The organism is Blastococcus sp. TF02A-30, from assembly GCF_003319185.1.
In the GTDB taxonomy this organism is placed as follows: domain Bacteria; phylum Actinomycetota; class Actinomycetes; order Mycobacteriales; family Geodermatophilaceae; genus Blastococcus.
Map to the genome: position 1 here is coordinate 91,025 of NZ_QOHJ01000008.1, position 24,872 is coordinate 115,896.

Here is a 24,872-nt window from a genome sequence, read left to right on the forward strand (position 1 = left end):
TCCCGGTTCAGGAGGATGAGCGCCTCCGACCCGGACGGACGTGCCATGACCCAGACCGATTCCGACACCGCCGCCGCCCTGGCGCGCGCGGCCGGCGAGCTGCTCCTCGTCGTGCGCCGCCGTGCCGACCTGCCCGACGCGGCGGCCCGCAAGGCCGCGGGGGACGCCGAGTCGCACCGGTTCCTGGTCGACCAGCTCGCCCTCCTGCGCCCCGGCGACGCCGTCCTCTCCGAGGAGGGGGCCGACGACGCCGCCCGCCTGACCGCGGAGCGGGTGTGGATCGTCGACCCGCTCGACGGCACCCGCGAGTTCTCCGAGCCCGGCCGCAGCGACTGGGCGGTGCACGTGGCGCTGTGGGCCGACGGCGAGCTGGCCGCCGGTGCCGTCGCGCTGCCGGCCGAGGGCGTGGTGCTCAGCACCGGTGAGCCCCCGGTGCTGCCCGGCGCCGTCGAGGGGCCGATCCGGCTGGCGGTCAGCCGCAGCCGGCCGCCGGCGCTGGTCGAGGACCTCGCCGCCCGGCTCGACGGCACGCTGGTGCCGATGGGTTCGGCCGGCGTCAAGGCGATGGCCGTCGTGCGCGGCACGGCGGACGCCTACGTGCACGGCGGCGGCCAGTACGAGTGGGACTCCGCCGCTCCGGTCGCCGTCGCCCGCGCCGCGGGGCTGCACACCAGCCGGCTGGACGGCTCCCCGCTGCGCTACAACCAACCGGACCCGTGGCTGCCCGACCTGCTGATCTGCCGGCCCGAGCTGGCCGACCGGCTGCTGGCCGAGCTGGCGGGCCTGGGACCGCCGCGGTGACGCCCCGCCGCGCCGGGGTGCTCCTCGCCGGCTACCTCGTCGTCGTCGCGGTCCTCGCCTTCTCCCCGCTGCAGCGCAGGCTGGCCGACGGGGCGAGGTCGCTGCTCGCCGAGACGGTCCCGGCCACGTGGAGCGGCCGCGGCGTGGGCGAACCGCTGGCCAACGTGGTCTTCTTCGTGCCGCTCGCGCTGCTGCTGTGCCTGGCCCTCCCGCGGGTTCACCCGCTGGCCGTCCTCGTGGGCTGCGTCCTCGCCTCGGTCGGCATCGAGGTGACCCAGGCGGTGTTCCTCCCGGCGCGGACGCCGTCGGCCCTCGACGTCACGGCCAACTCGGCGGGTGCCCTGCTGGGGGTCGTCCTCCACCAGGTGCTCCTCGCCGTCCGACGTTCCCGCGACCGGGACGGCGGGGTCCCTGACGCCTAGCCCGACGTCCGGAGCGCGGCGCCCCGCTCAGCTGAGGGCGGCCAGGACCTGGCGGGCGCACTCGTCGACGCTCCGCCCCGCCGTCTCCACGGTGACCTCGGCGTCGGTCGGCGTCTCGTACGGGTCGCTGATCCCGGTGAACTGCGGGATCTCACCGGCCCGCGCCCTGGCGTACAGGCCCTTGCGGTCGCGGGCCTCGCAGTCGGCCAGCGACGTCGCCACGTGCACGAGAACGAAGCTGCCGGGCCCGGCCTGCGCCTCCACCTCGCGGCGGACGTCGGCCCGCACGTCGGCGTAGGGAGCGATCGGCGCGCACACCGCGATGCCACCGTGCTTGGCGATCTGCGCGGCCACCCAGCCGATCCGGCGCACATTGGTGTCCCGGTCCTGCTTGGAGAAGCCGAGGCCGGCCGACAGGTGGGTGCGCACCTCGTCGCCGTCCAGCAGGGTCACCGTGCGGCCGTCCTCGACCAGCAGCTCCACCAGGCGGGCCGCGACCGTCGACTTCCCGGCGCCCGAGAGCCCGGTGCAGAAGACCACCCGGCCGCCGGTGCGGGCGCCGCTGCCCTCGACCCGGCTGCCGATCAGCCTGGCCCCGTAGGCGGCGGCGAGCTCCTCGGCCGGCACCTCCGGAGCACCCGGCGTCACCGGCACGTGGACGACGACGACGTCGCGGCCGGTCCGCTGCCAGGCGGCGGCCTGCGCCGCGAGGCTCCCGGAGTCGGCGGAGAGGCCCGCGGCCGGGAGCAGCGCGAGCACCCGGTCAGGGAGAGCGGCGTGGTCGTCCGGCGGCGTGCCGACCCACGCGGCGGGGGAGGTGCCCCCGAGCTGGTCGCGCACCGCACCCGGGCTGCGCCAGCGGGGGAGCTCGACGACGGCGAGGTCGCCGCCTTCCGTGGTGGCGACCAGCACGCCCTGCGCGTCCTCGTACTCCTCCGCCTCGGGCAGGCGGGGGCGCCCGGCCAGGCCGAACCCGTAGCGGGCAACCGCGGCGACCGCGGCGTCGTCGAGCCGTGCGCGCGATGCCATGCGCCCATCTTGCAAGGTGGGCTCCGGAGCCGTTGCCACACCGGTGCGGGTGCGACAGCCTGGCACCGGCAACCCCGTGCACCGGAGCGGAGGTTCTCCGTGCCCCAGCTCGACCCGCCCCCGGCCCTGTGGCCGGTCGAGGCCGGCCTCCTGCGGCGGGCGCACGCGCCGGACGTCACGATCGACACCGAGGCCGGGCCGCCGGTGCACCTCCTGCTGGTCACCGAGTGGCTGGAGAGCATCGCCTTCCACCTCTCCTGGCCGTGGACCAGCGGGGACCCGGTCTGCAGCGCGCGGCAGGCCTACCGGCTGGAGGACGCCGCGGGGCACGCCCTGCCGCTGATCGACTCGCGGGTGATGCCCCTGGCCGGCCGCATGAACGAGGTGACGTTCTTCGACACCACGTCGCTGGACGGTCCGCAGACCCTGGCCCTGCGGCTGCGCTGCCGCCTGGCCGTGCCGCTCGACATCCCCGTCGGCGGCTGAGCCGCTGCCGCTGCCCGGCCGCCGCCGCGCGCGGAGGCGTTGGCCGGGCGGCGGCCGCCACCGATACTCGGCGGCGTGGGTTGGGACCTGGACGTGCTGGAAGCGATCGATGCCCACCGCACCGCATGGGCGGATGCTCTCGCCACGGGCCTGATGGACGCCGGCCAGCCGACCGCCACCTACGTGGCCGCCTTCGTGGTCGCGCTGCTCTTCGCCGGCATCTTCCGGGCCTGGGGCGCGGTGGCCGCGGCGCTGGTGGCGACCGTCGCGGCCACCGCGATCGCGGAGTGGGCCAAGGAGGTCGTCGGCCGGCCGCGCCCACCCGGCGACCTCGCCCTGGTGCCCACCGACGGCACCGCCATGCCCTCGTCGATCGCTGCGCTCACGGCCGGCGCGGCCGTCCCCATCGTGCTCTGGGGGTTGCGCCGGTCGGACGTCGTCGGGCGGGTGATCGCCGGGGTCCTCGTCGCGGGGACGCTGCTGGTCGGCGCCAGCATGGTGTACCTGGGGGCGCACTGGCTGAGCGACGTGCTGGTCGGCTGGGTGCTGGGCGCGGCCCTCGGGATTCTCGCCTCACGCCTGCTCGACCGCCGCTCCACCCTCCCGGACCGGGCCGCCCGGACGTAGGGCACCCGCGCGGCCGGCGGCGGAACGACTCAGCGGTGCCGGTGCAGGGGCGACCGCTTCCGGGGTTCGGGTGCGGTGGCCGCACCGGCGTGGTCGTCGGTCGTCGGGTGATCGGACCGGCTGGTGCCGGCCGGTGGGTGGACGGCACGGCGCAGCGGGCCACCGGAGCCCCGGCCCCTGCGAGCGCGGGGCGGCGGCGCGGCGCGGGGCGGCGGCGCGGCGCGGAGCGGTGGCGCGGCACGGACCGGTGGCGCGGCCATCGTCGTGGGCCGGGGGCGTTCCTCGCGCGCGTCGGAGCGGCGGAGGTACCACCCCGTCAGGAGGGCTAGCGGGAGGGCGAGCGCCATCCACGCCAGGGCCGCGATCCACACCCAATCCATTGAGGCCGCCCGATCACATCAGCGTCCCTACGGTGCAGCCAGAGTCGCATGCTGCCGGATGGCCAGTGTGCGGCGTCCGCCCGCGCGGCGACAACGCGAGCGCGGCCGGCATCCCGTCCCGCTGGGCGGCAGCGGAGCGTCGGAGCCGCCTCGTCGTCGGCTCGTCGCCCTCCGCCAGCGTTTCCCCGCCGGCTGGGCCGGACGCCGCCGGGTGGTCAACCCCGCCGGGGCCGCAGGAACGGGACCTCCCCCCGCGCCGCGTCCAGCAGCCGGGGCAGCCCGTCGAGGCCGGAGCGGCGCAGGAACTCCCCGAACGCAGTGGTGCCCGGGCCTGCCGCCACCGGACCGTGACGCCCGTTCCCGGGGCCGGTGCGGAAGCGTGAGCGCAGGACGACCTCGCCGTCGCGGCCCCGGTGAGCCAGGCGGACGACCGCCGGGCCCCGGCTGGTCACCTTCACCGCCGCGGCGATCGCGACCAGCGCGGGGAGCAGCAGCAGGGCGACCAGGACGGCGATCGCGCGGTCGAGGGCGCCGACCGCGTCCCGTCCGCGTCCGGGTGCCCGCCCGACCCGCGCCAGCGCGAGAGCGACGGCGGCCGTGAGCAGGACGAGCAGCGCTGCCAGCGGGAGCCCGCTCCAGGCGAGCGCGCCCGCCGTTGCGACGGCCGCGACGGCACCGACCAGCGTGCGGGACCGCCTGGGGTTGCGGCGTCCCGCGGGGTCGGTCGGCGGTTCCGGCTGCGGCGGCGGCGTGCCGCCGGAAGAGGTGCCGGTCAGTTCCCCGGCGCGGATCCGGACGCGCGGAGCCGGCGCGCCCGCCCCGTGGCCGAGCGCGCGGTGCAGGGACGTGGAATGCCTCATCACGATCAAGTCCTCGAAGGTGCGGGGGATGCACACGGGCTGACGGAGCCGGCCGCACCGGCCGGGCAGCGACGTGTGCGCTGGCGGAGGTGGCGCGCGCAGGGCTGCGCGACGCGACCGGCCGTCAGTCGGGCCGGGTCCCCGGCTGGTGGTCGCAGCTCAGGGCCGGACCGGAGAGCAGCCCGAGCATTCGCGCCTGCGCGCGGGTGAGCGTGGCGTTCAGGGTTCCCGCGGTGACGGCGAGCTCGTGGTCCACGCCGCCGCCCTGACCGGAGGCGCCGGCAGCGGAGCCGGTGCACCCGCCGCCGGGCGCGTTCGGCGAGTGCGCCGGGGCCACCGGTGCGGCCGGGCCAGAGCCTGCCGGCGGGGGAGGCGGTGGTGGGGGCAGCGGGAGCGGAGGCGGGGCCGATGCCGGAGCGGCGGTTGCGGCCGGGTGCGTCGTGGCACGGACGGGAGCGGCACCGGGGAGGGCTGCCCCCGTGCGCCGGTCCGGGCCGTCGACCGGTGGGGGGCCGTGCGGCGACGTGCTCATCGGCCGGTCCACCGTCGGGCCGCCCACCGGGGTCGCGTTGACCGCAGCGGCCGGGACGCCGGATCCGGCCGCTGGGGCGGTGGGCCCGGCTGCGGCGGCGGTGGACCCGGTCGCGGCCGCGGTCGACTCGGCCGCAGCGGTGGAGCCGGTCGTGGTGGCGGTGGAGTCGGTGGCCGGGGCGGTGGAGTCGGTGGCGGGCGCGGTGGGGTCGGTGGCGGGCGCGGTGGGGTCGGTGGCGGTGCCCTCCGCCGGTGCCGTCGTCGTCGCCGGTGCGGTCCCGTTCCCCGTCGGTGCGTCCGCCCCGGTCGTCGTCGTGGCCGGGGTCGTGGTCCCCGTCGTGCTGCCCGTCGTGCTGCCCGAAGCGGGAGCGGGCGCCTCGTCAGCCGGCCGGGGGTCGCTGGTCGGCGGGCTCGGGCGCGGGCTCGGGCGCGGGCCGGGTGCTGAGCCGGCCCCCGGATCGGGGGAGCTCGTCCCGGCGCCGTCGGCCGGGGGTGGTGCGGGGACGGGATCCGGGGTGTGCGGGACCGGCGCCGGCGGGGGCGGGGGTGCGGACTGCGCCGCCCCGGCGGGCCGGTCCGTCGCCGCCGGCGGTCGGGGAGCGGGCGTCGCGCTGCTCGGCGGAGGCGGGGCGGCCGTCTCCGCGGCCCAGGGCTCGGCCCGCTCCTGGCCGGACTGCGACGCGGAGGCCGGCTGCGCGGCGGGGGTGCCGGACGGCGCCCCGGCCTGGCCGGGGGCGGTGGCCTGGCCGGGGGCGGTGGCCTGGCCGGGGGCGGTGGCCTGGCCGGGGGCGGTGGCCTGGCCGGGGGCGGTGGCCTGGCCGGGGGCGGTGGCCTGGCCGGGGGCGGTGGCCTGGCCCGGCGCGGTGGTGAGGCCGGGCGGGGCGGCCGCCGAGCCGCCGCCGGTCTCCGCGCGGGCGTTGCCGGACAGCGCACCGAGCAGAAGCCAGGCGCAGGTCAGGAGCAGGAGCACCAGGGGCACGCGGAGGGGGAGCCCGCGCAGCGCGACGGCACGGTCCGCCCCGCCGTCGTCACCCGCCATCGTGGAGGTCCTCCCCGGGCGCACTGCTGCGCCCTGCTAGCGCACGCTGGACCACACGGGTGGGACGGGGCAACCACTACGCGCCTCGCGGAGCCGGCTCCCGGCCTGCTGTCACGCTGAGTAGTCGCGCACCACCGCGGTTCCGGAATGGTGGTGCCGGGTGGAGCGGCTAAGCGCCGGTCCAGCCGAGCAGGTCGTCGGCGGTCCGGGTGTTGATCACGCGATCGGGATCCACGCCGCACTCGACCGCCCGCTCGCAGCCGTTGCCCTGCCAGTCCAGCTGGCCGGGGGCGTGCGCGTCGGTGTCGATGGCGAACTCGCAGCCCAGCTCCACGGCCAGGCGGAGCAGCCGGCGCGGCGGGTCCAGCCGCTCGGGGCGGGAGTTGATCTCCACCGCCGTCCCGAACTCGACGCAGGCGGCGAACACCGCCTCGGCGTCGAAGACGCTCTCCGGCCGCGGCTTCTGCGTGCCGTTGCGCTGCCGGCGGCCGATGACCAGCCGGCCGGTGCAGTGCCCGAGGACGTCGGTGTGCGGGTTGGCCACCGCGCGCAGCATCCGCTCGGTCATGGCCGTCGCGTCCGCGCGCAGGTCGGAGTGCACGCTGGCGACGACGACGTCGAGCCGGCCGAGCAGCTCGTCGGTCTGGTCGAGACTGCCGTCGACGTTGATGTCGCACTCGATGCCGGTGAGGATCCGGAACGGGGCCAGCTCCTCGTTCAGCGCGGCGACGACGTCGAGCTGCTCCTCCAGCCGCTGGGGGCTCAGCCCGTTCGCGACGGTGAGCCGGGGCGAGTGGTCGGTGAGCGCCATGTACTCGTGGCCGAGCGCCATCGCCGACTCCGCCATCTCGCGGATCGGGCTGCCGCCGTCGGACCAGTCCGAGTGCACGTGCAGGTCGCCCCTGAGGGCGGCCCGGAACTCGGCGACGTCGTCGGCGGCGGGCACCAGCTCGGCGAGGTCCTGCTCGAGCGTGGCGAGGTACTCGGGGACCCGGCCCTGGTGCGCCTGCACGATGACGGCGGCGGTCTTGGGGCCCACGCCCTTGAGGTCCTTGAGCGTGTTGGTGCGGATCTTCAGGTCGAGTTGGCCCTCGTCGAGGCCGTCGACGACCGCCGCCGCGGTGCGGAAGGCCTGCACCCGGTAACTGGGCTCGCGGGCGCGCTCCAGGAGGAAGGCGATCCTCCGGAGCGCGGCCGCGGGCGGCAGCGGTGTGCTCAGCTGCGGGCCTTCTTGATCCGCTTCTCGGCCTGCTTCTGCGCCTTGGCGGCGCGCTTCTGGGCCTTCGCGAAGCTCTTCTCGGTGCCGTCGGCGGCCTTGCGCGCCGCGCGCCGGGCGCGGTAGCCGACCGACGGCTTGCCCTCGGTGTCGACGGCGGCCAGCAGCAGGCCGCCGAGCAGACCGGCGTTCTTCAGGAAGTTCGAGATCTGGCCGAAGCGCTCGGTCGGGTCGTCGTGCTCCCAGAACCGGTGCCCGGCCAGCGTCGTCGGCACGACCGAGGCCGAGAGGACGAGCGCGGTGAGGCGGGGCAGCTTGTTGAGCGCGAAGAGCGAGCCGGCCGCGACCTTGATGGCGGCGTCGGCCTGCACCCACTGCTGGACGTCCTTGGGCACCTGCACGGGCAACTGCTTGTCCGCCGTGTCGGCGATCTTCTCCACCACGGGGCGCGCGCCCGGGACGCGGTCCTGCGGCTTGCGCAGGGTGCTGATGCCGCCGTAGACGAACGGGGCGGCGAGCAGGGGCCGGGCGATCCGGCGTACCAGCATGGTGACCTCTTTCCCTCTGGACCTCGGTGGGCGTCGGGTCGTGCACTGCCCGGAAGATCGTCCGGGCAATCCCCGCCGCCGACCGTAGTGATCACCGGGCGGCTCCGCTCCCCGGCGGTGCGGGACGGGTCCGCCCCCGCGCGCTCCGGGGACGGGGCTACTCGTCGCGCGCCCGGTGGGCCGAGGGCTGGGCCACCAGCCAGTCGACCAGGTGCTCGCCGGCGACGTAGGACACGCCCGCGCAGACGGTCACCTGCTCCGGGAAGACGGCCCAGACGACGACGACCGGACGGGGCGGGGGCAGGTGACCGCCGGTGGTGGTGGACAGCGCCCGCACGACGGTGGAGGCGGTGGCCGGGAGGGACCGGTGCGCGCCCCGGGCGGTCCACGCCGCCGCGGGATCGTGCACCGGGGTGATCGTGGCGCCCTTGTGGTCGACCGTCACGACTCCCTGCCACGCCCTGCTGGCCAGCAGGAAGAGGCCGCTGGGCCCGGCGACCAGGTGGTCGATGCGCTGGCCGCCCGGCAGCCGCACGTCGTGGTCGACGTCCCAGCCGGTCCGGGCCACGTCCCGGAGCGCGTGCGCGGTGCGGCGCCGCGCCTCGTTGCCCGCCGCCCACGCGTGGACGCGGGCCGCCGCTGCCGCGATCGCGCGCAGGGAGCTCGACGCCCCCGCGTCCACCCGGTCGTCGGTCAGGGCCCTCACGGTTGTCTGCGTCATGGTCCAGCCATTCGACGAGCCGGTGCGATGCCCGGGAAGCTAGCGCCGTCCCGGACCCGGTCACCACGGGTTCGCGCCGCTACGTTCGGTGACGGCCGGGCGTCGAGCGGCCCGGGTCGCCTCAGGCCGACCGGCAGCAGTACACGGTGAGCGGCGGGCGCTTGCGGAAGAGGAACTCGGTGGCCGCGGCGCCCATCTCGCCGTCGAAGGCGACCCGCTGCGGACCGGAGCCGGACCGCACCCGCAGCTCGCGCGCGGTGAACTTGCCGTAGCTGCGGCTGTGCTCGCTCACCCCGAGGAGCGTGGCCAGCACCGCGCGGGTGCGGCCGAAGCGGAGGTCCGCGCGCAGGTACTGGACGTCGAGCAGGCCGTCCTCCAGCCGCGGCCGCCAGGCGGGGGAGAGCCCGCGCGGGGTGTAGAGGCAGTTGCCGACGAAGAGGATCCACACCCGCAGCGGCCGGCCGTCGACCTCCAGCTGCAGCGGGGTGCCGGTGCGCAGCACCTGGGCGGCGGCCACGGTCAGCGCCAGCCACTTGCCCAGCCGGCCGCTGAGCCGGTCGCGGCGGCGGACCATGTCGGGGTAGGCGCCGATGCTCGACGTGTTGAGGAACGGCGTGCCGTTGACCTCGGCGACGTCGACGGTCACCGCCTCCCCGGCGAGCACCGCGTCGACCGCGTCCTGCGGGGTGATCAGCCCGACGTCGCGGGCGAAGTGGTTGAGCGTGCCGGCGGGGATGACCGCCAGCGGCAGGCCGTGCTCCAGGGCGACGGCGGCCGCGGCGGCGACGCTGCCGTCGCCACCGGCCACACCGAGCGCCCGTGCGCCGTCCCGCGCCGCCGCTCCCAGCAGCTCGGCGACGCCGGCCTGCTCGGTCAGCTCCAGCACGCGGGCGCGGGGGAGGAGGCGGCGGATGTCCTCGGCGGGGTCGTAGTCGTCGGGGCCGGAGCGCGGGTTCACCGCGACCGCCAGCCCCTCGCCCTCGGGGAGCGCGGGGGCCTCGTGCGCCTGCCGCACCCGCGCCGGCTCCGTGGGCCGCACCCGCCACCAGTGCTGGGTGGCCGCCGCCACGCCGGCACCGACGGCGAGGCCCGCGACGACGTCGCCCGGGTAGTGGACGCCCACGTGCACGCGGGAGTAGCCGACGGTCAGCGCGAGCGGGGCCAGCGCGGCGCCGGCGAGCGGGACCTCCATCGCCAGGCCGGTGGCGAACGCGGCGGCCGAGGCGGAGTGCCCGCTGGGGAACGACGTCGACGTCGGCGGGCGGCGCAGCAGCCGGTCGGCGCTGATCCCCCCGGTCTGCGGCCGGCCGCGCCGGAAGACGGGCTTGAGGACGGCGTTGACGACCGCGCTGGTGATCGCCATCGAGCCGGCGCCCCGGACGGCACCCCGGCGGAGGGCCCCGCGGCGGGTGGCGAGCAGCGCGGCCACGACCACCCACAGCTTGCCCTTGTCGGCGGCGCGGGAGAGCCGGCGCAGCCACCGGTCGGCCGGCGAGGTGGGCAGACCTCCGACGAGCGCGTGCAGGCGCGCGTCGAGGTCACGGGGGAGGGCCACGGCGCGGACGGTAACGCGAGCCGGCGCCCGCCCGCCGTGCCGCGCACCCGTTCCGGGGAACCCTGCGGGCGGGCGTCGTCCGCGCGGGATCGCAGCCGGCCTCGCGGTCGACCGCGCGCTCGGCTGCCGCACCGCGAGGTCGAGTGCGTCCGGCGGGCCGACGTCTGCGGCTCAGGCCTTCTGGCGGGCCCGGTAGGCGGCGACGGTCGATCGGCTGGCGCAGGTGTTCGAGCAGTACCGGCGGCTGGCGTTGCGCGAGGTGTCCACGTAGACGTCGTCGCACCCCTCGGCCGAGCAGACGCCCAGCCGCTGCCACCCGTGCTGGACCACGACCTGCGACAGCCCCATCGCGACCGTCGTCGTCAGCTGCTCGAGCGCCGGTGCGTCGGGGCGCGCGTAGTGCAGGTGCAGCGGACCGTCGTGGTCGGTGGCGTACGGCCGCGGCCGGGCCAGCGCCAGCAGCTCGTTGAGCCGGGTCAGGACGTCGGGCTGCGACTCGGCCAGCGCGACGGCGCGGATCAGGTCGGCGGCGACGGCGGCCCTGTGCGCCTCACCGGGCGACAGCTCGAACGACGTCCCCGGCGTGAACCACTCGTCGTGGGAGCCCAGGAAGGCACGAGCCCACTCCGGGTCCTCGCGATCGGTGTTCGCCAGCTCGATGGCCAGCTCGACCGCAGTTGACCCGTAGGTGTCGTAGTCCATGTGACTCCCTACTGATCCGTGCTAGCGTCGGAATACGTAGGGGGTCAACGAGCCTTGACCGCCTACCGATTCCCTTCCCCGCAAGTGTGTGTGAAACGAGCTCGTCCGTGCGTGCGTACCTGTCTGTCTGGCGGCTTCCGTCCGCTCCCGTCCTGCTGATCGCCGGGTTCGCCGGTCGCCTGCCCTCGTCCATGGTGCCGCTCGCGCTGCTGCTCATGGTGCAGCAGCAGACCGGTTCCTACGCGATCGCCGGGCTCGCGGCGGCCACCCTGGGCATCGCGTCGGCGGTCATGGCCCCAGTCCTGGGCCGGGTGGCCGACCGCCGTGGCCCGCGCCCGGTGCTCCTGGCGCAGGCCGCCGCCTACCCGGTGCTGCTCGCCCTGCTGATCGCCGTCGTCCTCGGTGGCGCCCCGACCGGCGCCGTCGTCGCCGCCTCGGCCGCCGCCGGTGCCGCCACGCCGCTGGTCTCCGGCACCGTGCGCGCCCTGTGGTCGCGGGTCGACGCCCGCATCCGGCCGACCGCCTACGCGCTGGACGCCACGGCGACCGAGCTGGTCTTCGTCGTCGGCCCGTCGCTGGTCGCCGTCCTCGCCGTGGCCACCGCGCCCGCCGTGGCGGTGGCCCTCGCCGGCGGCCTCGCCGTCGCCGGCACCATCGGCATCGCCGCCTCGGCGGCCACCCGCGCCTACGTGCCGTCGGTCGGCGTGAGCAGCCGCATGTTCTCGACCGTGCTCGCCCCCGGCATGCCGCGGGTGCTGGTCAGCGGCTCGGCTCTGATGCTGGGCTTCGGGGCGCTGGAGGTCGCCGTCCCGGCCTTCGCCGACCAGATCGGCGCGCCCGGCATGTCGGGGCTGCTGCTCGCGGTGTGGGCGCTGGGCTCGACGATCGGCGGCCTGTGGTTCGGGGCCCGGGTGCTCAGCATCTCGCTGCCCCGCCAGTACCGGCTGCTGCTGCTCGGCGTCACGATCGGCCTGGCCCCGCTGGCCTGGGTCTCCAGCCCGTGGGCGCTCGGCGCGCTGCTCTTCCTCGGCGGGACGGCGATCGCGCCGACCCTCACCGTGCAGAACACCCTGGTGGGCTCCATCGCCCCGCAGCACGCGACCACCGAGGCGTTCACCTGGCTGTCCACCATCACCGTCGGCGCCTCGGCGGTGGGTGCGGCGGTCGGTGGCGCGCTCATCGAGAGCCCGGCCGGGGTCAGCGGCAGCCTGGCCCTGGCGGCCCTGGGTGCGGCCGCGGCCGTGGCCATCACCCTCGTGCCCGGCCGTCGCGCCGCCGTCGGGCGGGCCGAGCGGCGGGATCCGGTCGCGGCGTGACCACAGGCCCCCCGGGCGGAACCCGCCCGGGGGCGCTGGTAGTCTCTCCGTCGGCGGTTACGAGGGAACTCGGACCCCGGGAGGCTTCGCCTAGTCCGGTCTATGGCGCCGCACTGCTAATGCGGTTTGGGTTAATCCCCATCCCGGGTTCAAATCCCGGAGCCTCCGCGCAGGACAACTGAACACAGGCACCCGTAGCTCAACGGATAGAGCATCTGACTACGGATCAGAAGGTTAGGGGTTCGAATCCCTTCGGGTGCACGTCTGGTTGAGACACCGAGCGGCCCCGCACTTCGACGGAAGTGCGGGGCCGCTTCGTCGTCCCGGCCGGCCGGCACGTCATCCGGATCCACGCGGAGACGGAACCGGTAGGCAGAGCGGAGTCTTCTGGTTACGGTCCACGCTGGAAGTGTGCGTGCGTGTTCACGGGGGAGGGGCTCGCCGGAGTCCCCAGGAGGTGTCCGTTGGGCCGGTTCACCAGGCTGCGCCGAGCCGCAGCCGCCGTGGTCCCAGCTCTGCTCGTCGCCGGCCTGTCCGGCTGCGGGGGTGATGCCACCGCCGACACGACCGTCCCGCGTGACGTAGCCGGCGGCGCGCTCGCCGTGGTGGTCGGCGCGCACGCCGCCGCGCCGGCCGCCGACCTCACCGGGCCCGCCGCCGCCGCGCGTGACCAGGCGGTCTCCCAGCAGTCGGCGTTCTCCGTCGTCGTCGCCGACGGCGCGCCGTACGTGGCTGCCAGCGGGGTGCTGGCGGTGAGCGGGGACGACGCGACGGAGCAGCGGGCCGGCAACCGGCAGCAGCTCGAGGAGGCGGTCACCGCCGCACGACCCCGGACGCCGGAGACCGATCTCCTGGGGGCGCTCCGGGTGGCGGCCGACAGCATCCGGCAGGAGCCGGGGCACCGCCGGATCCTGGTCCTCGACCCAGGGCTGTCCACCGCGGGAGCGCTGGACTTCCGGCGAGCCGACCTGCTCGACGCCGTGCCGCAGGAGGTCGCCGACGCGCTGGGCAAGACCGATCAGCTGCCCAACCTCAGCGGCTTGTCCGTCCAGTTCGTCGGGCTGGGTGTAACCGCCGAGCCGCAGCCGGCGCTCACCCCGATCCGCCGCGCCCAGCTCCAGGAGCTGTGGACCACGATCGCGACGACGGCGGGCGCCACCCACGTCGCGGCCGAGCCCGGGGCGGGGGACGGACCGCCCGCGGGCGACCTGCCGCCGGTGAGCTCCGTGGCGGTGCCGCCGGGGTACAGCTGCACGGGCACGACGATGACCATCACCGGCGGCGAGCTGGCGTTCCACCACGACACCGACAGCTGGTTCGACCCGGAGACGGCCGAGCGCATCCTGAAGCCGATCGCCGACCAGATGCTGGCCGGTCAGCTGTCGGCCGTGCTGCGCGGGACGACGGCGGCGCTGCGCGATCCCGCCGAGCAGATGATGCTCAGCTACCTCCAGGCGCAGGCGGTGGCGAACCTGTGGCTGGAGTTCAAGGTGCCGCAGCAGCAGCTCACCGTCGTCGGGCTGGGCAGCGAGTTCCCCGGGCGGATCGAGGAACGCACCGCGACGGGCGACCTCGACCCGATCGCGGCCGCGGCGAACCGCACCATCACGATCACCTTCTCGGCCCCGGTGACCTGCTGAGCGGACGCCTCACCCGCACGGGCGGACGGGGCGGGACCCGAGGGTGATCGCGCGGCTGCGCTGGGTAGGCTCCCTCGCCACGGCCCTCCGGGGCCGGACGACGAGGGGGCGCCGTGAACTGGATCCTCTGGCTGGCGATCGCGTGGCCGGCCGTCGTCCTGCTGGCCGCCTTCCTGCTCGGGCGCGCCCTGCGGGCGGCTGATCGAGCCGACGAGCGGCGCCGCCGCCCCGCCTGGCCGACCTGGCGGGTGCGGCCCGGCGCGGGCGAGACCTCCCGCCGTCGGACGCCCGCGGGCCCGCGCAGCGGCGGCTGATCCGCGGCCGGACGAGGCCCGATCCGGCAGGCGCGGAACCGTCCACCAGCGCCCGGGTCGCCCCTACAGTGACCGCGTGCGCAGGCGATCCCCGGCAGGTGGCCGATGACGGGGCTGGTCGTGGCGTCGTCCTACGGGCCCACCGGGGCGAGCAGCCGGGTGCGGGTCCTCGAGTGGCTCTCGGTCCTCGGCCTGCAGGCCGAGGTGCTGGACTACATCGGGACGGCGAACGTCCGGCCGGGCACCCTCCTCCGCCGCCCCCGGGAGGTGCTCCGGGCCGAGCGGCGGTTGCGACGTCTCCGATCGGGCCCGCCGCCCGAGCGGTTGCTGGTGTCGCGCTCGATGGGCCCGTTCACCGGAGGTCGCCTCGAGGCCGCGCTGCTGCGCCGGGCCGGCTGGGGCGTCTACGACTTCGACGACGCCCTGCACGCCGACGACCGCGGCGGCATCCACCGGTTCTTCGGCGAGGGCGCCGGTTGGGCGCCGGCCGTGCGCGCCGCCGACCTGGTCATCGCCGGGAACCAGCACCTGGCCGACGCCGCGGCCGGGCTGGCGCGCGAGGTGCAGGTCATCCCCAGCTGCGTCCACCCGGACGCCTACCCGATGAAGCAGGAGTACGCGGTCGGGCCCGAGCCCCGGCTGATCTGGGTGGGCTCCCCGTCGACGGAGCGGTACCTGGAGGCGGTGGCACCGGCCCTGCTCGAGGTGCACCGGCGCACCGGCGCACGGCTCACCGTGGTGAGCGCCGGCGACCGCCCCCTGGGCGAGCTCGACACCATCACCGACCGCGTGCAGTGGGACGGCCCGCGCACCGACGCGCTGCTGGCGCAGGCCGACTGCGGTCTCATGCCGCTGCCGGACACCCCGTTCACCCGCGGCAAGTGCGCGTACAAGCTGCTGCAGTACGGCGCCGCCGGGCTGCCGGCGGTCGCCTCACCGGTCGGCGTGAACGCCGAGGTGGTGCGCCAGCTCGACGGGTGGGCCGCCTCGGAGGCCGACGACTGGGTCGACGCGCTCGTCGAGGTGCTGACCGCTCCGGAGGCGGCCCGCCGGGCCCGCGGCCGCGCTGCCCGGCGGGCGGTAGAGGAGCACTACAGCTACGCGGCGTGGGCGCCCGCCTTCCGCCGCGCGCTGCGGCTGCCGGAGGAGCCGACGGCGTGGACGCCGGATCAGGAGGCCCCGGCCGAACCCCTGAGGTAGATGTCCTGCAGCCCCGACCAGATGGTGGTGGGTCGGAAGTCGCGCAGGGCCCGTTCCCGGGCCGCCTTGCCGGCCGCGCGGACGCCCTCCCGGTCCCGCTCGCACGCCCGGATGGCCGCGACGAGTTGCGGCACGTCGCCGGTCTCGACGAGCCAGCCGGTCTCCCCGGGGACCACCGAGTCGCGCGCCCCGGTCGCCGTGGTGGTGATGGTCGGCACCTGGGCGAGCGCGGCCTCGAGCACCACGTTGGGGAACCCTTCGCGCCGGGTGGGCAGGCAGAACACGTCCATGCCGGCGTAGGCCTCGTACGGGTCGAACGTCCAGGCGTCGACCCGGATCGCGTTGGTCCCCAGGTCCGCCAGCGCGGCGCCCAGTTCCTCGTCCTCCACCGGGCCGAGCAGCATCAGCTTGACGGGGACGTCGTCGAGCGAGCGGAAGGCCGCCAGGAGGTCCTGCACGCCCTTGTCGAAGGAGATCCGCCCGACGAAGCCGACGACGAGGTCGTCGGGAGCCACCTTCCACTCCTCGCGCACCGCCTCGCGGTCGACGGCGGCCAGCCCGGGGTCCCAGCGCTCGGGGTTGACGCCGTTGCTGCTGCCCTGGGCGATGACCACCGGCACGTCCCGGCGCCCGAACAGCCGCCAGCGGGCCGCCTCGTCGCGCAGGCTGTGGCTGACGCAGACGACGTCGGTCGCGAGCAGCACCGTCAGCCGCTCGGCGAGCCAGAGCACGGCCAGCTGCAGCCGGGACCGGGTGCTCTCCAGCCGCAGCCCGCGCATGATGTAGACCCGCCGGGGCACCCGGGTCACCCACCCGGCGATGCTGCCCAGCAGGCCGGCCTTCGGCGTCCCCACGTTGAGCACGTCCGGCCGCAGCCGGCGCAGCAGCCGGATCCACCGGACGAGCGCCAGCGGGTCCTGGCGCAGGTCGATGTCGCGGGCCATGGGCAGCGGGTGCACCGTCACCTGCTCCCGCTCCCGCACGGTCTCGAGCGGGCCGCCGGGGGAGGTGACCAGGTGCACGTCCCAGCCCTGCTCCCGGAACCAGCCCAGCTGGCCCCGCAGCAGCGTCGCCGACGACTCCGGCACGGTGATGCCGTACACGATGCGGCCCGGGCGGCCGGTGCTCCGCTCCCGGGACCTGCGCAGACCCGTCATCAGGCTCCTCGCCACTGCGTCAGCCAGCCCTGGAAGACCAGCAGGTTCCACAGCTCGTTCGTGTGGTCGCGCCGCCCGCTGCGGTGCCGCTCCCACGTCGCCCGCACCGCGTCGGCGTCCAGGAGGCCCTGCCGCCGCAGCGTCGCGGGCGTCAGCAGGTCGTCGGCCCAGGCGCGCAGCGGCCCGCGCAGCCAGTCGCCGAGCGGGGGGCCGAACCCCATCTTGGGCCGGTCCACCAGCTCGGCGGGCAGGACGGTGCCCAGCAGCCGCCGGAGCACCAGCTTGCCGACCCCGCCGGCCAGCTTGTGCTCCAGCGGCAGCGACCAGGCCAGCCGGTAGACCGAGGGGTCCAGCATCGGGATCCGCGTCTCCAGCGAGACGGCCATGGCCGCCCGGTCGACCTTCACGAGGATGTCGTCGGTCAGGTAGCCGATCGCGTCGGCCAGCATGAAGGACTCGGCCGGGGTGCCGAGCGAGGGCAGCCGCGGCGGCTGCGGCGGGACCCCGCCCAGCACGTAGCGGCGGGGCGTGACCGAGGTCAGCTTGTCGTAGAGGTCGCGGGCGTCGGTGAAGCCGGCGATCGCCCCGAGCTTGTGCACCCGGGGACCGAGGCCCCCGGTGGGCCCGCGCCGCAGACCCGCCCGGCCCACGGCGTCCCAGGCGGCGGGGCTGAGCCCCAGCGCGGCGCGGCCCGCCGCACCGCGCACCCCGCGCGGCACCCGGGTCAGCGGACCGTAGAGCCGCTGGGAAGTGATGTGCCGGTTGTACCCGCCGAAGAGCTCGTCGCCCGCGTCGCCGGACAGGGCCACCGTGACGTCGGCCTGGGCCACGCGGGCGACCAGGTGGGTGGGCAGCTGCGAGGGGTCCGCGAAGGGCTCGTCGTACATGGTCGGCAGCTGCGGGACGACGTCGAGGACGTCCTGGGCGGACAGGGACACCGTCGTCTGCTTGGTGCCCAGCGCCGAGGCGACCGCCGCCGCGTAGGACGACTCGTCGACGTCGGGGTCGTCGAAGCCGATCGTGAAGGTGCGGACCGGCTGGTCGGACACCTCCTGCATCAGCGCGGTCACCACGGTGGAGTCGATCCCGCCGGAGAGGAACGCCCCGACCGGCCGGTCGCTGACCGTCGACCGGTGCACGCTCTCGCGCAGCCGCTCGTGCACGGCGGCGACCGCGTCGTCCAGCGAGCCGCGGAAGGGCTCCATCCGGGCGCGCACCGCCTCGCCCACCGCGTCCCAGTGCACCTGCAGGCCGATGTCCTCCGCGCCGATCCGCTCACCGAGCTCGACGCACAGCGCCGCCCCGGCGGGCACCTGCCGCACGTCCTCGTAGATCGTCGCCGGCTGCGGCACGGCGCTGCGGGCGAGGAAACCGGCCAGCGCGGCGTGGTCGAGGGCGGGGCGGTGCCCGGTCACCGCCACGAGGGCCTTCAGCTCGCTGGCGAAGACGACCGACCCCTCGTGGTGGGTCCAGTACAGCGGCTTCTCGCCGAAGCGGTCGCGGACCAGCCACATCCGGCGGCGCGGACCGTCGACGTAGGCGAAGGCGAACATGCCGCGGGCCCGCCGGGCCGTCTCCACCGGGCCCCAGGCCCGGCAGGCCAGCAGCAGCACCTCGGTGTCGGAGCTGGTCGTGAAGCGCTCGCCCCGCTGCTCGAGCCGGGCGCGCAGCTCCCGGTAGTTGTAGATCTCGCCGTTGAACGAGACCGCGTGCCGGCCGTCCTCGGTCGCCATCGGCTGGGCCGCGTGGGTGGAGAGGTCGATGATGGCCAGCCGTCGGTGCCCGAGCGCGACACCGAGCCCGGCATCGGCCCACCTGCCCTCACCGTCGGGGCCGCGGTGCCGCAGGGCAGCCAGGCCCGCGCTGATCCGGTGGTCCAGGGCCTCGGCGGAGCCCTGCACCAGGGCTCCCGCCACCCCCGCTATCCCGCACACGACGCGGACCGTAACGAGGTCGTCGGGATCGCGGAACGGTTCCGCTCGCGGTCGTCGCCGGCGGGGCGGGGGGTGTTCGCGGAGGCCCGCCAGGGCGGGAAGAAGCCGTCGGTGGAGACGGTGCCGGTCAGCTCCCGGTAGCGGTCCGGGTCGTGCACGAGCTTGGCGACGTGGAAGGTCCGCAGCGCGCCGTCGGGCTCGAAGCGCCGCTTGAAGACGAACAGCGAGGACTCCGACCGTCCCCCCACGCCGCCCCCCAGGTGGAAGCCGGTGAACCCGTGCGCCTGCGCCCACTCCGCACCCGCGAGGAAGCAGGCGTTGGAGGCCCCGATGGTGCGGGCGATGTCGGCCGATCCGCCGAGGTGGTAGTGCAGCCACGGGCCGTGCGTGAAGCAGAGGAGGGCCGCGACCAGCTCGCCGTCCAGCCGGCCCTCCACGAGCACGGTCCCGAGGTCGGCCTCGTGCTGCTGTAGGCGGGTCCAGTACTCGTCGGGGAAGAAGAAGAACGGCGCGGCCTCCTGGCGGCGCATGGTGGTGTCGTACAGCTTCCGGAACTCCTCCAGCGGGCCCGGGGCGGTGCGCACCGCGAGGTCGAGACCTGCCCGCTCCGCCTTGCGGGCCGCCCGCCGGTGGTGCGGGTGCATGTGCTGCCGCAGGTCGCGTCCGCGCGAGACGTCCCACGCCACCGTGGAGCCCAGCTCCACCAGGTCGGCGGTGGGCGGGACCAGCTGGGTGTTCTCCAGCAGCGGGTGCAGCCGGAGGAAGGTCGTGACCACCCCGTTGGCCCGGGCCCACCGGTCCAGCGCCGGCCCCCACCCCGCCACACGGTGCGGGGACACGGGACCGCCGTAGCCGTAGGGGGTGGTGGCGTCCCACCCGCCGCCGCCGGGCAGGGGGCGCAGCAGCAGGGGGAGCGCCAGGTCACCCCCGGCCGTCCGGACGCGGAGCAGGACCGGGTGGGTGCCCGGCGGCTCCAGCGCGGCCGACGCATCGTGGTAGGCGGCCAGCAGGTACGTGTCCCGCCCCCCGAGCTCCGCCACCACCTCGTCCCACCGGCTCGCCGGGACGACGGTCACGTCGCCGACGCTCCGCACGACGGTCGCCGCCGTCATGGCAGATCCCTTCCCTGCAGCGCACCCGCGGTGCGGTCCCGGAGGCGGAGAGTGCGCCAGCGCACGATCGCCGCCATCACGACGTAGGTGACGAGCACGCCCCACGCGATCCCGGCCGTCCCGAGCAGCTGGTAGCCCCCGGTCGCGGTCGCCACCAGGACGAGGCAGCCGGCCAGGGCGCCCACCGCCCCCGCGCGCAGGTCCCGCAGACCGGCGCACGCCGCGGAGTCCACGTGGTAGCTGGCATAGGGCAGCGCCGCCGCGCAGAGCACCGGCAGGACGTCGCGCGCCGGCGTGAACGTGTCGCCGAGCAGGAACGGGATCGCCACCCAGCCCGCGCCGGCCACCGCCACGGCCAGGACGGCGGTGAGCGCCATGACCCGCAGGTACAGGTGGCGCCACGGATCGAGCGTGCCGGCCTCCGCCACCCGGCGGGTCAGCATGGGGGCGAGCGCGACCGGGGCCACCCAGGAGATCTGGGCGAGGGAGGAGGCCGCCGCGTAGATGCCCACCTCCGCCGGGGAGCCGGCCGCGCCCAGCACCAGCCGGTCGCCGATGACGACGAACGACTGACCGGCGGCGGCCACCAGCGCCACCCGGCTCAGGCGCAGGTAGCCGCGCGCCTCGGACCACCACTCCCCGGCGGCCAGCGGTGCCCGTCCCCGCGCGAGGGGATCGGCGGCGTACCCGACCAGCACCTGCGCCGTGATGGCGCCGGCGTAGCAGGCCGCCCCGGCGTACAGCGCCGACCCCGGGGTGAGCTGCCCGGTGGCGTGCAGGCCGGCGATCGCCAGCAGCTGGAGGGCCGCGGCGGAGACGTCGATGGCCATCGTCGTGCGGTGCCGGCCCAGGCCGTGCAGGCCCTCGCGCAGGAGGTGGGCGCTCAGCGCGGTGGCCGAGTAGACGACGAAGGGCACCGCCAGGGCGGTGTCACCGGTGGACAACCGCAGCAGGACGGCGAGCGCCACCGTCGCGCTCAGCAGCACGTGCGGCACGGTCAGCAGGGCGGCCAGCCGCAGGTAGCGGGACCACGTCCACCACCGCCCGGGCTCGGCCAGCACCACGTGCGACGCCTGACCGGCACCGAGGCTGCTGACCAGCAGCATGAGGGTCGCGACGGTCGTGGCCAGGACCAGGTCGCCGCGGTCCCCGGGCCCGAGCCAGCGGGCCGAGAGCAGGGCCACCCCCATCTGCACGGCCATCTGCACGGCCGACCACGCCGGGAGCTGCAGGCCGCGCAGGAGCGGGCGCAGCCGCTGCCCGCGGCGCGGTGGGGGTGAGGGCGCGGTCTGGCGGACGGCCTCGTCGGACACCGACGTCACGGCGCCACCCCGCGCCGGGGACCTCGGCTCATGCGGCACCGCGGCGGGCGTCCGTGCCCTCCCGGGCAGCGACGCCGCGGTCGTCGGCCGCACCGGGGACGTCGCCGGTGAACAGGTGCATGGTCGCCGTCCCCGGAGCGGAGATGCCCTGGCGGCGCAGGACCATCCGCAGGGTCGCGAGCAGGATCCGCGCGTCGACCACCGGCCCCACCGTGTCGACGTACTCGACGTCGGCGGCGAACTTCTCCCCCCAGGTCAGCTCGTTGCGCCCGCGGACCTGGGCCAGGCCGGTGACGCCCGGCCGGACCTCGTGCCGCCGGAACTGCTCCGGGGTGTACCGGTCGAGGTACTCCACCAGCAGCGGCCGCGGGCCGACCAGGCTCATGTCGCCCCGCAGCACGTTCCACAGCGTCGGCAGCTCGTCCAGGCTCGTGCTGCGCAGCCAGCGGCCGAACGGGGTCAACCGCTCGCCGTCGGTGTCGACGCCGTCGGCGCTGGTGAGGATGCGCATCGTCCGGAACTTGACCAGCTCGAACGGGCGGCCGTGCAGCCCCGGGCGGACCTGGCGGAAGAGCACCGGGGAGCCGAGGTCGCGCCGCACCGCCACCGCCACCGCGGCCATCACGGGGGCCGCCACGACCAGCCCGGCGCCGGCGACGGCGACGTCCACGGCGCGCTTCACCCGGAGGTAGGCCCGCCGCCGCGCGGTCACCGGTGCCGTCCCAGGAAACCGCGCAGGCTGCCCTCGACCGCGTCGACCTGGTCGTCGGTGAGCGCCGAGCCGCTCGGCAGCGTCAGTCCGGTGGCGAACAACCGGTCCGACGTCCCGTCGAGGAAGCTGCGGGCACCGGCGAACACCGGCTGCTGGTGCATCGGCTTCCACAGCGGGCGGGACTCGATGTCGTCCGCGTCGAGCGCCGCCCGCAGGTCCTCGGCGGACCACCCGGCCTCCGCCGGGTCGACGAGGACCGCGGTGAGCCAGCAGTTGTCGGCGTCGTCACCCGCCCGCTGGAACACCCGCACCCCGGGGACCGCGTCGACGAGCGCGGCGTACCGTTCCCGCAGCCGGCGACGGCGGGCGATCATCTCGTCCAGCCGGGACAGCTGGGCCAGGCCCAGGGCGGCCAGGACATTGCTGAGCCGGTAGTTGTAGCCGACCTCGGTGTGCTCGTAGTGCACGGCCGGCTGCCGGGCCTGGGTGCTCAGGTACCGCGCCCGCTGGGCGAGGGCCGCGTCGTCGGTCAGCAGCATCCCGCCGCCGCTGGTGGTCATGATCTTGTTGCCGTTGAAGGAGACCGCGGCAGCGAGACCGTGGGCACCCGCCGGCCGGGACCCGCGGCGGGCACCGAGCGACTCGGCGGCGTCGGAGACGACCGGCACGCCGTAGCGCTCGCACACCGGCAGCAGGCGTTCGTAGTCCGCGCACCGGCCCAGCAGGTCGACGGGCACGACGGCGGCCACCCGCTCGCCGTTGCGCCGGAGGGTCGCCAGGGCCTGCTCCAGCAGCTCGGGGTCCAGGTTGCCGGAGCCTGCGTCGCAGTCGACGAAGACGGGCTCGGCGCCGGTGTACACGGCCGCGTTCGCGGTCGCGGCGAACGTCAGCGTCGGGACGACGACGACGCTGCCCGGGCCGGCCCCCACCTCGAGCAGCGCCAGGTGGAGGGCGGCGGTGCCCGAGGAGAGCGCCACCGCGTGGCGGCGCCCGCAGCGCTCGGCCACCCGCTCCTCGAAGGCATCGACGAACGGGCCGAGCGGGGCGACCCAGCCCGACCGCACCGCGTCGGCGACCGCGCGCTCCTCCAGGGGGCCGACGTCCGGGGTGGAGAGGAGGATCCGCTCGCGCTGCGCCGTGGTGGTCGCGGTCACCGGGACACCGCCCGGACGGCGCGCCGCTCCTCGTCGGCGAGCTGCCTGGCGGGCACCCTCCGTTCGTCCCCCCAGATCTGGTCCACCAGGTGCGGCGAGCGCAGCTCGGCCAGCTCGGCGGCGTCCAGCACGGGCACCCGGACGTGGCTGATCATCGGGTGGACGGGGCGCTCGCCCTGCTCCGTGGCCGCGAACAGGTCCTCGTGCAGCTTCTCGCCCGGCCGCAGCCCGGTGAACAGGATGTTGATGGGCCGGCCCTCCATGCTGATCAGCTGCGAGGCGACGTCGGCGATCCGCACCGGTTCCCCCATGTCCAGGACGAGCGCCTCGCCGCCGTGCCCGATGGCGCCGGCCTGGATCACCAGCTGCACGGCCTCGGGGATGGTCATGAAGTAGCGGGTGACGTCGGGGTGGGTCACGGTCACCGGGCCGCCGCGGGCGATCTGCGCGGCGAAGGTCTCGAGGACCGAGCCGCGGCTGCCCAGGACGTTGCCGAACCGGACCGAGAGGTACTGCCCCTTGCTGCCGACGGCGTACGTGGCGGTCAGCCGCTCGGCCATGCGCTTGGTGCGGCCCAGGACGTTGACCGGGTCGGCGGCCTTGTCGGTGGAGACGTTGATGAAGTGGCTGACCTGCACCGAGGCAGCGGCGTCCAGCACGTTCCGGGTGCCCAGGACGTTGGTCTTCCAGCCCTCGCCCGGGTACTGCTCGAGCATGTTGACGTGCTTGAGGGCCGCGGCGTGGAAGACCACGTCGGGCCGGCGCTCGGCGAAGAGCTGGCGGAGCGCCTCGCCGTCGCGGATGTCGGCCAGGATGGCCTGCGGGAGGTCCAGCCGGGCCTCGCCGAACATCGTCAGCTGCAGGGCGTGCAGCGCCGACTCGTCGCGGTCCAGCATCATCAGCTCGGCCGGGCCGAAGCCGGCGATCTGACGGCAGAGCTCCGAGCCGATCGAACCGCCGGCCCCGGTGACCAGGACCCGCTTGCCCTCCAGGTACCCGGCGATCTCGTGCACGTTCGTGTCGATCTGCCGGCGACCCAGCAGGTCGGTCACCTTGATGTCCCGGACGTCGCGGATGCCGACCCGGCCGTTGAGCAGGTCGGAGAACCGGGGGAGCACCTTCACCGTCAGGCCGGCTTCGGTCGCCGGGATGGAGATGTCGCGCACCAGCGCCGCGTCGGCCGAGGGGAGCGCGATGACCAGCACCTCCGCGCCGGTCGCGGCGACCGCGGCGGCGATGCGCTCCCGGCCGCCGAGCATCCGGACGCCGCGGATGCGGGCGTGCCGCTTGTCCGGGTCGTCGTCGAGGAGGCCGACCGGGAGGTACGGGCTGGCCGGGTCGCCGAGCATGGAGCGGATCAGCTGCTCGCCGGCGTCGCCGGCCCCGAAGACCAGCGTCGGCTGCCCGGTCCGGGGCCGGACGGCACCTTCGCGCTGGCTGCGGATGACCAGGCGGACCGCCAGCATGAGGACGAAGGCGAGCGCCGCCCCGACGGGAGGCACGCTCAACGGCAGCAGGCGCGGCGTCCCCGCGGCGACGTCGACGGCGAGCAGGACGAGGGCCGTCATCCCCACCGCCAGGCCCAGTGCCTTGAGCTCGTCCGCGCTGCCCACGCCGTAGCGGCCCTGGTGCAGGCGCAGCGCCCCCGCCGCGGCGGGGAAGGCGACGGTGGCCACGAGCAGGCCGGTCAGCAACCCGCGACCGCTGGTCTGCGTCAGCGACCCCTCGTACCGCGCCGCGGTGGCGAGCACCAGCCCGGCGTGCAGCGTGAGGACGTCCACGACGAGGATGGCGCCGCGGACGAGCCGCCAGCGAGTCGCCGGCATCGCCTGAGCCATGTCTTCGCCCCCGATTCGACTAGGTGGGCCGTGGTCTGCGGTGGAACCGCACCCCGGCTGCCGATCGACACGGAAAGTAGTGCTGAACGAGGACGTGTCGACCACTTCGCGTCGCGGCTTCTGAGCCGGACCGGAGCCGTTCCCGGCCCGTGGAGGTGAAAGCGCAGGTCAGGCCGCGATTTCTCGTACCGTCCGCTGCTGATCACCCTCCGTGGGCACGGCCTGTCGATGCAGCACGGCGAGGGGCCGTTCACCC

At 75.9% G+C, this 24,872-nt stretch carries 23 protein-coding genes and 2 tRNA genes; 10 read left to right on the forward strand and 15 right to left on the reverse strand.

Going from position 1 to position 24,872, the window contains the following annotated elements; all coding sequences use genetic code 11:
* Positions 1 to 45: 45 nt before the first annotated feature.
* Together DQ241_RS17765 and DQ241_RS17770 are read left to right on the forward strand one after the other, a co-directional pair.
* The gene (locus DQ241_RS17765; RefSeq protein ID WP_113831544.1) at positions 46 to 801 is read left to right on the forward strand and encodes a 3'(2'),5'-bisphosphate nucleotidase CysQ; all 756 of its coding nucleotides are present in this window, start codon (positions 46 to 48) and stop codon (positions 799 to 801) included.
* Positions 798 to 1,223 (forward strand): VanZ family protein, encoded by a 426-nt coding sequence (locus DQ241_RS17770; RefSeq protein ID WP_158545966.1) that lies wholly within the window; start codon positions 798 to 800, stop codon positions 1,221 to 1,223. Before DQ241_RS17765 ends, DQ241_RS17770 begins: the two co-directional genes overlap by 4 nt.
* A 27-nt stretch (positions 1,224 to 1,250) precedes the next feature.
* Here DQ241_RS17770 and cysC read toward each other — a convergent pair whose 3' ends face one another.
* Positions 1,251 to 2,252 carry an adenylyl-sulfate kinase gene (cysC, locus tag DQ241_RS17775; protein ID WP_113831545.1) on the reverse strand — a complete coding sequence of 334 codons (1,002 nt, stop codon included), beginning with the start codon at positions 2,250 to 2,252 and terminating at the stop codon, positions 1,251 to 1,253.
* A 99-nt stretch (positions 2,253 to 2,351) separates the two neighbouring features.
* Between cysC and DQ241_RS17780 the strand changes: the two genes are divergently transcribed.
* Together DQ241_RS17780 and DQ241_RS17785 are read left to right on the forward strand one after the other, a co-directional pair.
* Positions 2,352 to 2,738, forward strand: a complete 387-nt coding sequence (locus DQ241_RS17780) for a hypothetical protein (RefSeq protein WP_113831546.1) — start codon at positions 2,352 to 2,354, stop codon at positions 2,736 to 2,738.
* Between the two features lie 75 nt (positions 2,739 to 2,813).
* A complete protein-coding gene (locus DQ241_RS17785; protein WP_147252401.1) occupies positions 2,814 to 3,365 on the forward strand; it encodes a phosphatase PAP2 family protein in 552 nt (183 codons plus the stop codon).
* A 595-nt stretch (positions 3,366 to 3,960) separates the two neighbouring features.
* Here the strand turns inward: DQ241_RS17785 and DQ241_RS17795 are convergent.
* The 7 genes from DQ241_RS17795 to DQ241_RS17835 all read right to left on the reverse strand — a co-directional run bounded on the left by DQ241_RS17795 (position 3,961) and on the right by DQ241_RS17835 (position 10,917).
* The gene (locus DQ241_RS17795; protein ID WP_147252402.1) at positions 3,961 to 4,605 is read right to left on the reverse strand and encodes a sugar transferase; all 645 of its coding nucleotides are present in this window, start codon (positions 4,603 to 4,605) and stop codon (positions 3,961 to 3,963) included.
* Between the two features lie 124 nt (positions 4,606 to 4,729).
* Complete coding sequence (locus DQ241_RS20685; RefSeq protein WP_158545967.1) at positions 4,730 to 6,175, reverse strand: hypothetical protein; 1,446 nt, start codon at positions 6,173 to 6,175, stop codon at positions 4,730 to 4,732.
* 169 nt (positions 6,176 to 6,344) lie between these two features.
* Positions 6,345 to 7,394 (reverse strand): PHP domain-containing protein, encoded by a 1,050-nt coding sequence (locus tag DQ241_RS17815; RefSeq protein WP_199584726.1) that lies wholly within the window; start codon positions 7,392 to 7,394, stop codon positions 6,345 to 6,347.
* Complete coding sequence (locus tag DQ241_RS17820; protein ID WP_113831552.1) at positions 7,391 to 7,939, reverse strand: DoxX family membrane protein; 549 nt, start codon at positions 7,937 to 7,939, stop codon at positions 7,391 to 7,393. Before DQ241_RS17820 ends, DQ241_RS17815 begins: the two co-directional genes overlap by 4 nt.
* A 157-nt stretch (positions 7,940 to 8,096) precedes the next feature.
* Positions 8,097 to 8,645 (reverse strand): nuclease-related domain-containing protein, encoded by a 549-nt coding sequence (locus DQ241_RS17825; RefSeq protein WP_158545968.1) that lies wholly within the window; start codon positions 8,643 to 8,645, stop codon positions 8,097 to 8,099.
* Between the two features lie 136 nt (positions 8,646 to 8,781).
* Complete coding sequence (locus tag DQ241_RS17830) at positions 8,782 to 10,215, reverse strand: phosphatase PAP2 family protein (RefSeq protein WP_199584711.1); 1,434 nt, start codon at positions 10,213 to 10,215, stop codon at positions 8,782 to 8,784.
* Between the two features lie 171 nt (positions 10,216 to 10,386).
* Positions 10,387 to 10,917, reverse strand: coding sequence for a CGNR zinc finger domain-containing protein (locus tag DQ241_RS17835; protein ID WP_113831554.1), 531 nt, complete (start codon positions 10,915 to 10,917; stop codon positions 10,387 to 10,389).
* A 107-nt stretch (positions 10,918 to 11,024) separates the two neighbouring features.
* Between DQ241_RS17835 and DQ241_RS17840 the strand changes: the two genes are divergently transcribed.
* The 6 genes from DQ241_RS17840 (at position 11,025) to DQ241_RS17865 (ending at position 15,387) form a co-directional block, all read left to right on the forward strand.
* Positions 11,025 to 12,233: an MFS transporter gene (locus DQ241_RS17840; RefSeq protein ID WP_113831555.1), complete on the forward strand. Its 1,209-nt coding sequence runs from the start codon at positions 11,025 to 11,027 to the stop codon at positions 12,231 to 12,233.
* A gap of 79 nt (positions 12,234 to 12,312) precedes the next feature.
* Positions 12,313 to 12,401: transfer RNA gene (locus DQ241_RS17845), tRNA-Ser, on the forward strand.
* Positions 12,402 to 12,421: 20 nt separating this feature from the next.
* Positions 12,422 to 12,494: transfer RNA gene (locus tag DQ241_RS17850), tRNA-Arg, on the forward strand.
* 242 nt (positions 12,495 to 12,736) lie between these two features.
* Complete coding sequence (locus DQ241_RS20690; protein WP_158545969.1) at positions 12,737 to 13,873, forward strand: OmpA family protein; 1,137 nt, start codon at positions 12,737 to 12,739, stop codon at positions 13,871 to 13,873.
* A gap of 113 nt (positions 13,874 to 13,986) precedes the next feature.
* Entirely contained in the window at positions 13,987 to 14,187 is a 201-nt protein-coding gene (locus tag DQ241_RS17860; protein WP_113831557.1) for a hypothetical protein, read from the forward strand.
* A gap of 105 nt (positions 14,188 to 14,292) precedes the next feature.
* On the forward strand, positions 14,293 to 15,387 hold the full coding sequence (locus DQ241_RS17865; protein WP_113831558.1) for a glycosyltransferase family 4 protein: 1,095 nt from the start codon (positions 14,293 to 14,295) through the stop codon (positions 15,385 to 15,387).
* Here DQ241_RS17865 and DQ241_RS17870 read toward each other — a convergent pair.
* The 7 genes from DQ241_RS17870 to DQ241_RS17900 are packed head-to-tail and all read right to left on the reverse strand — an operon-like array spanning position 15,357 to position 24,616.
* Complete coding sequence (locus tag DQ241_RS17870; RefSeq protein ID WP_113831559.1) at positions 15,357 to 16,544, reverse strand: glycosyltransferase; 1,188 nt, start codon at positions 16,542 to 16,544, stop codon at positions 15,357 to 15,359. The two genes, DQ241_RS17865 and DQ241_RS17870, sit on opposite strands and share 31 nt — an antisense overlap.
* The gene (gene asnB / locus DQ241_RS17875) at positions 16,544 to 18,478 is read right to left on the reverse strand and encodes an asparagine synthase (glutamine-hydrolyzing) (protein ID WP_158545970.1); all 1,935 of its coding nucleotides are present in this window, start codon (positions 18,476 to 18,478) and stop codon (positions 16,544 to 16,546) included. Before asnB ends, DQ241_RS17870 begins: the two co-directional genes overlap by 1 nt.
* Entirely contained in the window at positions 18,466 to 19,590 is a 1,125-nt protein-coding gene (locus tag DQ241_RS17880; RefSeq protein WP_113831561.1) for a GNAT family N-acetyltransferase, read from the reverse strand. The genes asnB and DQ241_RS17880 overlap by 13 nt, the downstream gene beginning before the upstream one ends.
* Positions 19,587 to 20,912 (reverse strand): lipopolysaccharide biosynthesis protein, encoded by a 1,326-nt coding sequence (locus DQ241_RS17885; RefSeq protein ID WP_233492534.1) that lies wholly within the window; start codon positions 20,910 to 20,912, stop codon positions 19,587 to 19,589. The genes DQ241_RS17880 and DQ241_RS17885 overlap by 4 nt, the downstream gene beginning before the upstream one ends.
* A 28-nt stretch (positions 20,913 to 20,940) precedes the next feature.
* Positions 20,941 to 21,624, reverse strand: a complete 684-nt coding sequence (locus DQ241_RS17890; protein WP_113831562.1) for a sugar transferase — start codon at positions 21,622 to 21,624, stop codon at positions 20,941 to 20,943.
* A complete protein-coding gene (locus DQ241_RS17895; RefSeq protein WP_113831563.1) occupies positions 21,621 to 22,778 on the reverse strand; it encodes a DegT/DnrJ/EryC1/StrS aminotransferase family protein in 1,158 nt (385 codons plus the stop codon). Before DQ241_RS17895 ends, DQ241_RS17890 begins: the two co-directional genes overlap by 4 nt.
* Positions 22,775 to 24,616: a nucleoside-diphosphate sugar epimerase/dehydratase gene (locus DQ241_RS17900; RefSeq protein ID WP_113831564.1), complete on the reverse strand. Its 1,842-nt coding sequence runs from the start codon at positions 24,614 to 24,616 to the stop codon at positions 22,775 to 22,777. Before DQ241_RS17900 ends, DQ241_RS17895 begins: the two co-directional genes overlap by 4 nt.
* Positions 24,617 to 24,872: the final 256 nt, after the last annotated feature.